The following is a 13,231-nucleotide window of genomic DNA, read 5'->3' as shown; positions in this document are numbered from 1 at the left end:
GATTTACTATTTTTAAGACATGATTATATCGCTTTCAATTGAGAATTTTGCTTTAATTGAAAAATTAAATATCAATTTTTCAGAAGGTTTTTCAGTTATTACTGGTGAAACTGGTGCTGGAAAATCAATACTACTTGGAGCTTTAGGACTACTTCTTGGGAAAAGAGCGGATTTAACATCTTTAAAAAATAAAGAAGAAAAATGTATTATTGAAGCAACTTTCAATATAAAAAAATACAATCTCCATTCTTTTTTTGATGAAAATGATATTGATTTCGAAGAAGAAACAATTATTAGACGCGAAATTCTTCCTAGTGGAAAATCAAGAGCTTTTATAAACGATTCACCAACAAATCTTCAACAGCTTCAGGACTTAGGTTTTTACTTGATAGATATTCACTCGCAACATCAAACCCTAGAATTATCAAATCAAAATTTTCAAATTGAATTATTGGATTTGGTTGCTAAGAATCAAGACATAATTAAAGACTATTCAGCTACTTTATCCCAATTTAAAAAAGTTGAACTGAAGTTTAATGAGTTACTTGCTAGCAAAAATGCACTTTCGAAGGAGCAAGATTATACTACTTTTTTATTAGAAGAATTAATTGCCGCCGATTTGAAAGTTGGAGAGCAAGAAATGTTAGAAACAGAGTTAGAAAAATTAAATAATGTTGAATTCATCAAGGAAAATATTGAAAAAACAATAGCAATCGCTGATGATGAGCAGTTTGGTGTTATTCAAAACTTAAAAGAAATAAAACTTTCACTTCAAAAAATTTCAAATCTATCAGACAATTATAAAGAAATAAACGATAGGATTAATAGTGTAATAATTGAATTTGAAGACATTAATCAAGAGTTAAAGAAAGAAGCTGAAAACTTAGAATTGAATCCTGAAAAAATTGAATTGTATAACCAAAAGTTACAATTGCTTTATGCTTTACAAAAAAAGCATCAAGTAGAAACGGTTGAAGAATTATTGGAAATAAAAGAGGATTTGGATGCTAAAGTGTTTTTATCAAATGATATTGATAATCAATTAAATAAATTAGAGAATGAAATCAGGGAAAAGAGAAATTATTTAAATGAATTAGCATTACAAATATCTAAAAGTAGAGTAGAAGTAGCGCCAAGATTGGTCGGTCGATTGACTGACATTTTGGCCCAACTAGGAATGCCAAATGCTCAATTTAAGTTTGATATAAAATATCAAGAAAATTATTTTTCCACAGGAAAAGATGAAATTCAATTACTATTTTCTGCCAATAAAGGATCTGATTTTGGCTTGCTAAAAAAAGTAGCTTCAGGTGGCGAAATGTCAAGAATTATGCTAGCTGTCAAATCGGTTTTGAGTTCTGATACTAAGCTTCCAACAATAATTTTTGATGAAATTGACACTGGAATTTCAGGTGAAATAGCTAATAAAATGGCTGAAATAATGAAAGTTATGAGTAAAGAAATGCAAATTTTAGCCATAACTCATTTACCACAAATTGCAGCAAAAGGAAAGTTTCATTATAAAGTTTTTAAAACAATAAAAGAAAATACAACAATTTCAGAAATAAAATTACTCAATTCAAACGACAGAGTTTTGGAAATTGCCGAGATGTTATCAGGAAAAGATATGTCAGAGTCGGCAGTAAATCATGCGAAAGCATTATTAAATTAGAAAACTAACAAATTAGATTTATAAATTTCAATAAATATAGAATTATGATAATAGAGCCAAGAATGCGTGGATTTATATGTTTAACAGCTCATCCAGAAGGTTGTGCACAAAACGTAAAAAATCAAATTGCTTATGTAAAATCAAAAGGAAAAGTTGACGGCGCAAAAAAAGTTTTAGTTGTTGGAGCTTCAACAGGTTTTGGATTAGCATCTAGAATTACCAGTGCATTTGGATGCGATGCTGCAACTATTGGTGTTTTCTTTGAAAAAGAACCAGCAGCAGGAAAAACAGCAACTCCAGGTTGGTATAATTCTGCCGCATTTGAAAATGAAGCAACTCAAGCGGGTATTTATGCAAAAAGTATTAATGGTGATGCGTTTTCAAACGAAATAAAACAACAAACTATTGATTTAATTAAAAAAGATTTAGGTCAAGTTGATTTGGTAATTTATAGTTTAGCATCACCAGTTAGAATGCATCCAACAACTGGAGTTTTACACCGTTCAGTTCTAAAACCTATTGGAAGTACTTTTACCAATAAAACAGTAGATTTTCATACAGGAAATGTATCTCAAGTATCTATTGAGCCAGCTCATCAAGACGATATAGATAACACAGTTGTCGTTATGGGCGGAGAAGATTGGTCAATATGGATGAAAGCACTCAATGATGCTGGTGTTTTAGCAAATGATGCTATGACAATTGCTTACTCCTACATCGGACCAGAAGTTACGGAAGCCGTTTATAGAAAAGGAACTATTGGAAGAGCAAAAGATCATTTAGAATCAACTGCTTTTGAAATAACAAAGCAATTAGAGTCGATAAATTGTAAAGCTTATGTTTCAGTAAATAAAGCATTGGTAACACAGGCTAGTTCTGCTATTCCTGTAATTCCGTTATATATTTCATTGTTGTATAAAATAATGAAAGCTAAAGGACTGCATGAAGGTTGTATAGAGCAAATTCAACGTTTATTTGAAAAAAGAATTTATAATGGAAACGATATTCCTCTTGATGATAAAGGAAGAATAAGAATTGACGATTGGGAAATGCAAGAGGATGTTCAAGAAAAAGTAGCCGAGTTATGGAAAATTGCTGAAACTGAAAATTTATCTGAAATTGGCGATTTAGCTGGGTATAAAAATGATTTTTTAAATCTTTTTGGATTTGGTTTTGAAGGTGTAGATTACGATGCGGATACCAACGAAATGGTAATGGTAAAAAGTATAAATTCATAAAATATTATTAACAATATTGCATTTTTATCAAAAACTCACAAATTTAGTTTGTGAGTTTTTTATTTTATTAATACCTTTAAAGCAAATTAACTTTAAACTAATTAATTATGAAAAAAATTTACTTATTTTTTTTCGCTTTGTTTTTTGCCTGGCAAGGTAAATCGCAAGTGTTAAACCAAAGTGCTGGATGGCCTAATGCGGCTTGGACAGTAACAGGAACTTATAATAATATTCCTGCTGCATTTGAAGCAAACCCATTAACTTCTACAAATTTTGCTTTTGATGAGGATGATGCAATAGATGCTGAATTTAATCCAACAGATGATGAAATCGCAGCAGAATCTCCTGTCATTGATTTAACAGCTGCTTTTAATGCTAGTGAGAAAAATATTAGAGTTAGTGTTCAACACACTTTTAGACGATATGTAGTGGAGGAAATTTTACGATTTGAATATTGGAATTCAGCTACTTCAACTTGGACTCCTTGGAGTGATAATTTAGCTGGTAATAATGAAATAGTTAATAATAATTTTTGTACTCCTGTTAAGACATTATATACATCTCCTGATTTAAATATCTCAAATTTTACTGCTTCGCAACTTTCTGGTTTTAGATATAGAATATATTACAATGATGATCCAAGTGAAGTTGGTTTCAATTACGGTTTTTGTTTCGACTCACCGACGATAGTTTCTTTTAGTGAACCTTTGCCAATGCCAGATTTTGTTAATTTGCAATGGCCACCAGATTTAACCATTTCTCAAACAGAATCTGATATTGTATACGGTAGAATATATGAAGCTGGACTTACGGATACAACTTCAGGGCAAGCACCTGGTATTTCTGTATGGGTTGGTATTAGTCCAGAAGGAGAAAATTCTAATCCAAATACTTGGACAACTTGGGTTCCTGCATCTTTCTTAGGAGAAGTAGGAAATGATGATGAATATCAAACTTCTATTGGTAGTGATCTTGATCCTGGTACATATTATTATGCAACAAGATTTCAATTAAATGGTGGCACATATGTTTATGGTGGTATTAATGCAACTAATCCTGAATCAGGTGGGAATTTCTGGGATGGAACTGGATTTATTAGTGGTGTATTAACAGTAGAAGCTGCTCCAACACCTGCTAATGATGATTGTGCTAGTGCAACCGCAGTAACTTTGCCTTATGATGAAACTGTAAATGCTTTAAGTGCTACAAATAATGCAGGTTTCGTTATTGTAACTGATTGTGGAGGTATGAATGATGGTGTTTGGTATTCATTTGAAGGCGATGGTGGTGATATTACCATTACTTTATCTGAAGTTAGTGCTGCTTTTGATCCAGAAATTGGAGTTTATACTGGTAGTTGTACTTCATTTGTTTGTGAAGGAAATGTTGATGACACATTTGAAGGAGAAGGAGAAGAATTTGTAATTGCAGGTTCTGTGGATGGAACAACATATTATATAAACGTTGCAAACTTTTCTCAATTTACAAACAATCCAGAAGGATTATTTAGAATTCAAATTTCATCTGCATTATCTAATGAAGAAATTAATTTTACTAGTTTAAAAGTACATCCTAACCCAGTAAAAAATGTATTGAATGTTTCTTTCAATCAAGAAATTTCAACTGTGGAAATTTTTAATTTATTAGGTCAAAAAGTAAGTTCTAAATTAATGAATGCTAATCAAGGAGAAGTTGACATGTCTAATTTAACTAGCGGTGCATATACTGTTAGAGTTACTTCAAATGATCAAGTTAAAACTTTGAAAGTAATTAAAGAATAATTTCTCTATAAAATCTAATTGAAACCATCTAGAAATAGATGGTTTCTTTTTTATATATCTGTATCTTTGTAAAAAAAGATGACATGTATTTTTCAATAATTATTCCAGTTTATAATAGACCTGACGAATTAAAAGAGCTTCTTGAGAGCCTTGTTAAATCTGATTTTAAAAAGGAATTTGAAATTGTAATTATTGAAGATGGTTCAACGATAAAGAGTGATGAAATTGTTAAAGAATTTGAACAAAATCTAAAAATTTCATACTTCTTCAAAGAAAATTCTGGACCAGGAGATTCTCGTAACTTTGGGATGAAAGCGGCTAAAGGTAATTATTTTTTAATTTTTGATTCTGATTGTATAATTCCTTCACACTATTTAACAGAAGTTGAAAAAGAACTTCTCACCAACTATGTTGATTGTTTTGGAGGTTCAGACGCAGCTTTAGATAGTTTTTCAGACATACAAAAAGCAATAAACTTCGCTATGACTTCTTTTTTAACAACAGGTGGAATTCGTGGTGGTTCTGAAAAATTAAGTAAGTTTCAACCCAGAAGTTTTAATATGGGAATTTCTAAAAATGCTTTTGAAAAATCAAATGGTTTTGGAAATATTCATCCTGGCGAAGATCCCGATTTGTCAATTCGATTATGGAAATTAGGTTTTCAAACAAGGTTGTTTACTAAGGCTTTTGTTTATCATAAAAGACGAATAGATTGGGATAAATTTTCAACTCAAGTAAATAAATTTGGGAAAGCAAGACCTATTTTAGATAGTTGGTATCCAGAATATAGTAAACTCACTTTTTTCTTTCCAACACTATTTATTCTTGGTTTTTTAGGTTCAATATTTTTAGCTTTGATGGGATACTTTTTCCCGATTCTATTTTATTCTGTATATTATTTATTAATTTTACTATTCTCAAGTATTCAAAATAGAAGTTTAAAAATAGGTTTCCTCTCTGTCTTAGCTGTTACTAAGCAATTTTTTGGTTATGGAAGTGGTTTCTTGAAATCTTTCATAAAAATTAAAATTCTTAAGCAAAATCCTCAAGTAGCTTTTCCTGAATTGTTTTTTAAATTAAAACCATGACAAAGATAATTGGCTTAACTGGCGGAATTGGAAGTGGCAAAACCACTATAGCTAATTACTTTAAATCAAAAGGAATACCTGTTTATATTGCAGATGATGAAGCAAAAAACATACTGCAAACTAAAGAAGTTCAATTGGAAATAAGAACTGTTTTTGGTAATACTGTTTTTTCTGATGATAAAGTTGATAAAAATAAACTTGCTGAATTTGTATTTTCTAATCCCGAAAAACTAAAAATATTAAATTCAATTATACATCCAAAAGTTAAAAATCATTTTGATAATTGGGTTGAAAAACAACAAAACTTCCCTTTTGTAATTAAAGAAGCGGCAATACTTTTTGAAAGTGGAAGTTATAAATTATGCGATAAGATTATTACTATTGTAGTTCCTTTAGACGAAAGAATACAACGTGTAATTCATCGCGATACTACTTCATACGAAAACGTGATGAGAAGAATTAATAATCAATGGACAGATGAACAAAGAATGTCAAAAAGTGATTATATAATTTACAATTCTGATCTCGAAATTGCTAAAAAACAGGCAAATAGCATTCTCAAAATATTGAAAAATCAATAATTTATCACCTAGATGTTAATGTTTGGTTAATGTATTGATGGCTTAAATGTTAAAATGTTAAATTTGTTTAATGAATAAATTCTTTTTTCGTCTTCTCGTTATTCTCATGAGTTTGTCACTAATTGGAATAATATTAGTACAAATCTATTGGTTCAATACCTCGATGGAAAACAATGAGGAACAATTTAAGTTTCAAGTAAAACAAGTTTTAGGTAATGTTGCTCAAAAACTGGATGATACTGAAAAATATAATTTTTATGAAACTTACAATCAAATAAAAGATAGTACAGGAAAAGATCCGAAAAAAGAAGAATTACTGGAGTTTGTATATTATCAAAAAGATAAAAGAACGAATGAAACAATAATTTATTCAAACAATATGTATTCCGAAGATTTTGGAATAAATTCTTCGTTCTTTGAAAAAACTGGTGATACAACGAGCATTAAAAGTTTATCGTCTAAAAGAAAAACTCAAGTTTACACTGAAAAAGTTGATAATTCAGGAATCAAACAAAATGTAACTCCTGATTTAGTTATTGAAAAAAGTGGAAGTAATCAAATATTAGAAAATGCCTATTTTGAAATTTCGTTCAGAGATATTGCCTCTCAAAGAGCTATTCAAGATAGAATTTCTAGAGATTTATTGAATAAATTGTTGACGGAAGAATTAAAAAAATATGGAATTAAAACGCCTTTTGAATATGTCGTTTACAGCAATGATTTGGCAACAAAAATAAAGTCAGAACATTTTAGATACGATAAAAATTCAACCTATTCGATTCCTGTTCTTTATGATAATGAAGGAAAAACCAAGTATGAATTACTTTTAACATTTCCTCAGAAAAAGAAATTTATATTCTCAGAACTAATAGGTATTGGATTGCTATCAATAACATTCACTTTAATAATTATTATTGCTTATTCAAACGCATTAAGCCAATTGATTAAACAACGTCAGATTTCCGAAATCAAAACCGATTTCATAAATAATATGACACATGAGTTCAAAACACCTATTGCAACAATCAACTTAGCCTTGGATGCCATTAAAAATCCTAAGATTATTGATGATAAAGAAAAAGTCTTGCGCTATCTGCAAATGATTAAAGATGAAAACAAACGAATGCATTCACAAGTTGAAAACGTTTTAAGAATTTCTAAACTTGAAAAGAAAGAATTAGATATTACAAAAGAAAACAACGATATACATAACATAATTGAAGATGCGATTGAACATATAAATCTAATTATTCAAGACAGAGAAGGAACAATAACTAAACATTTCCATGCAGAACGAGGAACAGTTTTGATTAACGATGTTCATTTTACAAATGTTATTGTAAATATTTTAGATAATGCGATCAAGTATTCGCCAGATAAACCAGTTATTAACATTTATACAGAAAACGTAAAAGATTACGTTATCATTAAAATAAAAGACGAAGGAGCAGGAATGAGCAAAGCGGTTCAAAAAAGAATTTTTGAAAAATTTTATAGAGAACATACTGGCGATATTCACAATGTCAAAGGTCATGGCTTGGGTCTAGCCTATGTAAAAAGAATCATAGACGACCACAATTGCCAGATTTTTGTGGAAGGAGAAAAAGGAAAAGGAAGTACATTTATCATAAAAGTCCCACTCATAAATTAACATATATGGAAACAAATAAAAAAATATTACTAGTAGAAGACGATCAGAATTTTGGAGTAATTCTAAGAGATTATTTATCATTAAATGATTTCGACGTAACGCTTGCCAAAAACGGAATGGAAGGTTTTGAAAAATTTAAAAGAGATAATTTTGATTTATGCATTCTTGATGTCATGATGCCTTATAAAGATGGTTACACATTGGCAAAAGAAATTAGAGAAAAAAATAAGGAAGTGCCATTGATTTTCTTAACTGCAAAATCAATGAAAGAAGACGTTATGAAAGGTTATAAGGTTGGTGCTGATGATTATTTGAATAAGCCTTTCGATTCAGACGTTTTATTAATGAAAATTAAAGCAATTATTCAAAGAAAAGCTAGCGAAAATAAAAATGAACCAGCTAAATTTGAATTCCAAATAGGAAAGTTTAATTTGAACTCTAAACTACGTTTTCTAACAGTTGAAGGACAAGAGCCAATTAAACTATCTCCAAAAGAATCGGAGTTATTGAAAATGATGGCTATTTATGAAAATGATTTAATGCCAAGAGAATTAGCGTTGACTAAAATTTGGAGAGAAGACAATTATTTTACTTCAAGAAGTATGGATGTTTACATTGCAAAAATCCGTAAATATCTTAAAGAAGATCCAAATGTTGAAGTTTTAAACATTCACGGTGAAGGTTTTAGATTGGTTGTGAAAAAATAAATTAAACAAAATGGCTTCAAGAAATTGAGGCCATTTTTATTTTAAATTCAGTTGAAGAGCGAAACAAGTTTTTTCTTCTTTGCGTATGGCAAAAGTTACTTGATTGTCTTTTTCTTGTGAAACAATATCAACAACATCATATAAAGAAAGTTCTTTGAGATAATTCATTTCAAAACTTATGATAGTTTGATTTTTGACAATATTCATTTCAATACAGTCCAAACACCATTCCAAATATTTAACACTATTAGCATGATTAACAATATCTAAATCCGAAAGTTTTACAATATGTTTTCCAGCTAAATTCATTTCTCGTTGAAAATCAATTTTGCTAAAAGTTTCGTTAGTTGCCCGTTCTGGAAATTTTTGAAAATGTTCATGAGGCAAAGCCAAATTCTTCGGTCGTCGAGTTGTAGTGTTGAAAACTGCCCAAAATGTTTCGCAACCTACAATTTTTTCATCACCAATGTACATTTCTAGACAACGAGTAGAGCGCGAATTTTCCAAAGAATTTATCCACGTTTTTATCGTAATAACATCTCGCCATTTTGGCAAACGCTTTATCTCAACTCGCATTCTACTTAAAACCCAAGCTTGATGAAATTCTTGCATATCGCTAAAACTAATTCCACCAAGTTCAGCATGTCTAGCTGCTGTTAATTGTAGAATATTGCACAAATCAGTGTATTTCAAATAACCGTTTGGATAACATTGAAGAAAGTTGATTTCTTTTTCTTCGTATAAAATAGAGGTGAAGTTGGTTGAAATGGGCATGAATTATAATTTTTGATCTATTTAGTTATATAAATAATTCCAATTTGAATACTATTTGATTTTCCAAAAAAATCTTCTAAAGTTTCTTCCGTTTTTACATCATATTTATTATTTACATAAAGAATTGAAAAACACAAAGCGTTATGTTTATCAAAATTATAATTGATTGATGTGCCTAATCTAAATTCTTTTCCATCTTGTGCGCCACGTCTTTTTCCACTTTTTTTAATAACCAATTCAGAATATCCGTAACCAATACTTGGAGTTAATGAAATTTTTTTAGAAATAGGATAATCATAATTGAAGTAAAAAAAATAAGAATTGTGTTTAGAACTTCCATAGTTTCCAATAAGCTGTTTATCTTCAACAGAGTAGAAAATATAATCTAGTCCAATTCCACCTGAAAAATTTGAATATTTTAAAATTCCTAGTGAACTTGTTACTCCTAAATTTGATGAATGACCTTTAGCTAATGCTGTTGAACCAAATTCAATAGGGTAAATAAAACCAATTGAAAACGATGTTTTTAAGTTGAGTTCATTATCTTTTTTTTCTTGCGAAAAACAAAAAGGAAAAATAAATAAAAACAAAAGAATTAAAAATTTATTTCCCATTTTAATAATTTATTATTTGACTAATATTTTCCTCATTGATAACCAATTCCTGAGATACATTTTGTAACTGACCTGATATATTTTTTACAGTATAGTTTATTTGAATTGTTTGATTTTTTTTTGCAAAAAAATTATATGTATAAAATGTTTCTTCTTCGTCTAAAAAAGAGGAACTATAAGGCGAGTTAATTCCATCAATAAATACATTTGTTATTTTATTTGAATTATTTATAGAATTAAATTCTAAATAAACTTGAACACTTTCATCATAGGTTAATCTATAAATTTTGGGGATAGTTAATTTATAATCATTAAAATTTTCGATACCTATGTTGTTTATTTCTAAAGGAACATAATTTTCATTATCACTATAAGGTGAGTTTACAGAAAGGTCATAACCACGATCAAATTCTGGCGAAGGAAAAATTAATCGCAACTCGCCATTACTATTTGTTTTCCCGAAGCTTAATAATTCACTACTAGAGCCAAAACCGCTGCCATTACTAACGGTAATTTCGACGTCAATTCCTTCCAAACTATTATCATTCGAGTCTACCAATTTAGTTTCAAATACCAATCTTGTTTCCGCATCATAAGGAATAGTACAAGAAACACAAGAGATAAATATAATTAGTAAAAAGTATTTTTTCATGTAAGTTTATTTCAAAGATGCTAAAATTCCAAAATGGTTGTATCAATTTATGGATAATTCAATCGAATTAACAATCTCTTTTTTGTCCGTCAAATAATCAAACCAAAGCACATTTTCAGTTCGTTTAAACCATGTAATTTGGCGTTTTGCAAAGCGACGTGTATTCATTTTGATTTGTTCAATGGCGAATTCCAAAGTTGTTTTTCCTTCAAAAAAGTCAAATAATTCTCGATAACCGACCGTTTGTAGCGCATTTAAATTTTTATGAGGAATAAGATTTTCTACTTCTTTCAATAAACCTTCGTTCATCATGATGTCAACTCGTTGGTTAATTCGGTTGTACATCATTTCTCTTTCGGCTTCCAATCCAATGATGATAGGAATGAAGTTGCGCTGGTTTTTCTTTTGTCCAATAAAACTGGAATACGGTTTTCCCGTTCCAATACAAACTTCTACAAAACGTTTCATTCGTTGTGGATTTTGTAACGTTTGCGGATTTTCGGTCGAAATTTTTTGGAAATAATCAGCATCCAGTTCTTTTAACTTTTGCTGTAGATAATCTATTCCAAATTGTTCAAAATCAGTATTTATTTTTACTCGAACTTTTTCATCAATATCTGGGAAATCATCAAATCCTTTTAAAACCGCATCAACATACAATCCGCTTCCACCAACCATAATTTGAACATTATTCTTTAAAAATAATTCATCTAATTTTGCAAGAGCTTCTTTTTCAAAATCGCCAACTGAGTAATTGTCAAAAATCGATTTGTTTTGAATAAAATGATGCGTGGCACTTGCTAATTCTTCTTCAGAAGGAACTGCTGTGCCGATTTTCATTTCCTTAAAACACTGTCGGCTATCGCAAGAAATGATATCGCAATTGAAATGTTGTGCCAAAGCAATACTCAAGGAAGTTTTTCCGATTGCTGTTGGTCCGATGATGGTGATGAGATAGTTTTTTTTCAATTACTATGTTTTTAGCCCAGATTGAAGCGGCATCCTTTTATAAATTTGTATTTAGCTATTTGCTAAATACAAATTTATAAAAGATATAGCGGAAAGCTGGATTGGCTACAAATAAAAAATTAAAACTTAACAATCTTCATTACTTTATTTCTTCTCAAATAGCCTTGAATAATTGTTCTAGTGTCGCGGTTATTTTGCATCGGAATAATGATGTTTTTCAATATTTCGATGTTGTTTATTTGATAATTCAAATCATAAAAACAATAACCTTTGTAAATGCCGTTTTCAATTAAAACAGCACTGCGTTCGTCAATACTTCTTCCTTTATCGATAATGACCATGTTGTCATTGTCAAATTTCATGTCGTTGATGAATTCTTCGACACGTTCATTATAGGTTTCGGGCAGTTCTTTTCCTAAACAAGCACCATTGCATTCGTTTATTTTGTGTTGAAAACAGCCGTTTTGGGTTTCATATAAACCATTTATTTTTTGACAAAGTTGATGTTCTGCAGTAATTTTGAATAATAAATTTTTACCTTCTTGCATGGATGTGAACGAAGTGATTTCTTTTTTTCGTCCATCTGCTTTTTGAACTTTCAACGCTAAATAACCGTTTTCATCTTTTTCAACATACAATGCATATTGAAAGATGCTTTTTCTTTGTGCCCGATTATAAATTGGTTTGTTGATTTTTATTTCTTCACTTTCTTTCAGTAAAGCAATTAATTCGCTTCCGGTTTCTTCAAAAGTTACAGCAAAAACTTCTACTTGGATTTTTTTTGATTTTCTAGATGTTCCTGTAAAATGCTGATTAACACGTTTTTTGATGTTTTTGCTTTTGCCAATATAAATCAAATCTGCTTTTTCATTGTGGATATAGTAAATTCCTGTTCGGCTAGGCAAACTCTCTACAATATCTAGTAATTTTGGTGATAATCCTTTTTTGATTTCGGCTTTAATCGAACTGATTAAAATTTCTTTTGCAACATCTTTTGCGAGAAGCATTTTAAACAACTTTACAGTTGCCATAGCATCGCCACTAGCTCTGTGTCTATCCGTTACAGGAATTCCAAGTGCTCTAACTAATTTCCCTAAACTATAAGAAGCTTGACCAGGAATTAATTTTTGGGATAATTCCACAGTGCAAAGTGTAGGTTTTATAAAATCATAACCTAAACGATTGAATTCCGTTCGAAGTATTCGATAATCAAATGAAGTGTTGTGTGCAACCAAAATGCAATCTTGAGTGATTTCGATAATCCGTTTAGCGATTTCATAGAATTTTGGAGCCGAACGTAACATGGCATTGTTAATTCCAGTCAATTTTATAACAAATGGTTGTATTGGTTTTTCTGGATTGACCAAACTAATAAATTGATCAACGATTTCGTGACCGTCAAATTTATAGATGGCGATTTCTGTAATTCCTTCTTCGTTGAATTGTCCTCCAGTGGTTTCTATGTCGAGTATTGCGTACAAATTTAGTATTCAGTGTTCAGTTA

12 protein-coding genes are annotated in these 13,231 nt (G+C 30.0%); 7 read left to right on the top strand and 5 right to left on the bottom strand.

Translation table 11 applies throughout. From position 1 onward, the window contains the following. Positions 1-19: 19 nt before the first annotated feature. The 7 genes from recN (at position 20) to BC748_RS13035 (ending at position 8,718) form a co-directional block, all read left to right on the top strand. Complete coding sequence (gene recN, locus BC748_RS13065; RefSeq protein WP_133533940.1) at positions 20-1,672, top strand: DNA repair protein RecN; 1,653 nt, start codon at positions 20-22, stop codon at positions 1,670-1,672. A gap of 44 nt (positions 1,673-1,716) precedes the next feature. Then, positions 1,717-2,910: an enoyl-ACP reductase FabV gene (gene fabV, locus BC748_RS13060; RefSeq protein ID WP_133533939.1), complete on the top strand. Its 1,194-nt coding sequence runs from the start codon at positions 1,717-1,719 to the stop codon at positions 2,908-2,910. Between the two features lie 107 nt (positions 2,911-3,017). Then, complete coding sequence (locus BC748_RS13055; RefSeq protein ID WP_133533938.1) at positions 3,018-4,691, top strand: T9SS type A sorting domain-containing protein; 1,674 nt, start codon at positions 3,018-3,020, stop codon at positions 4,689-4,691. A gap of 83 nt (positions 4,692-4,774) precedes the next feature. Beyond that, positions 4,775-5,779, top strand: coding sequence for a glycosyltransferase family 2 protein (locus tag BC748_RS13050; RefSeq protein ID WP_133533937.1), 1,005 nt, complete (start codon positions 4,775-4,777; stop codon positions 5,777-5,779). Beyond that, a complete protein-coding gene (gene coaE, locus BC748_RS13045; protein ID WP_133533936.1) occupies positions 5,776-6,360 on the top strand; it encodes a dephospho-CoA kinase in 585 nt (194 codons plus the stop codon). The genes BC748_RS13050 and coaE overlap by 4 nt, the downstream gene beginning before the upstream one ends. Positions 6,361-6,430: 70 nt before the next feature. Continuing rightward, positions 6,431-8,011: a sensor histidine kinase gene (locus BC748_RS13040; protein WP_133533935.1), complete on the top strand. Its 1,581-nt coding sequence runs from the start codon at positions 6,431-6,433 to the stop codon at positions 8,009-8,011. 5 nt (positions 8,012-8,016) lie between these two features. After that, complete coding sequence (locus BC748_RS13035; protein WP_133533934.1) at positions 8,017-8,718, top strand: response regulator transcription factor; 702 nt, start codon at positions 8,017-8,019, stop codon at positions 8,716-8,718. A 36-nt stretch (positions 8,719-8,754) separates the two neighbouring features. On the opposite strand, the gene BC748_RS13030 is transcribed toward BC748_RS13035, so the two are convergent. From BC748_RS13030 to BC748_RS13010, 5 genes are all read right to left on the bottom strand, one after another. Beyond that, a complete protein-coding gene (locus BC748_RS13030; RefSeq protein WP_133533933.1) occupies positions 8,755-9,492 on the bottom strand; it encodes an acyl-[acyl-carrier-protein] thioesterase in 738 nt (245 codons plus the stop codon). A 17-nt stretch (positions 9,493-9,509) separates the two neighbouring features. Continuing rightward, on the bottom strand, positions 9,510-10,106 hold the full coding sequence (locus BC748_RS13025; protein WP_133533932.1) for a porin family protein: 597 nt from the start codon (positions 10,104-10,106) through the stop codon (positions 9,510-9,512). Between the two features lies 1 nt (position 10,107). Then, positions 10,108-10,758 (bottom strand): hypothetical protein, encoded by a 651-nt coding sequence (locus tag BC748_RS13020; RefSeq protein ID WP_133533931.1) that lies wholly within the window; start codon positions 10,756-10,758, stop codon positions 10,108-10,110. Positions 10,759-10,800: 42 nt separating this feature from the next. Then, positions 10,801-11,727, bottom strand: a complete 927-nt coding sequence (gene miaA / locus BC748_RS13015) for a tRNA (adenosine(37)-N6)-dimethylallyltransferase MiaA (protein WP_133533930.1) — start codon at positions 11,725-11,727, stop codon at positions 10,801-10,803. A gap of 119 nt (positions 11,728-11,846) precedes the next feature. Next, positions 11,847-13,208: an exonuclease domain-containing protein gene (locus BC748_RS13010; RefSeq protein ID WP_133533929.1), complete on the bottom strand. Its 1,362-nt coding sequence runs from the start codon at positions 13,206-13,208 to the stop codon at positions 11,847-11,849. Positions 13,209-13,231: the final 23 nt, after the last annotated feature.

The organism is Flavobacterium dankookense (assembly GCF_004362665.1).
In the GTDB taxonomy this organism is placed as follows: domain Bacteria; phylum Bacteroidota; class Bacteroidia; order Flavobacteriales; family Flavobacteriaceae; genus Flavobacterium; species Flavobacterium dankookense.
Note: the sequence above shows the minus strand (reverse complement) of the source record. Positions and strands in the feature narration are given on the sequence as shown.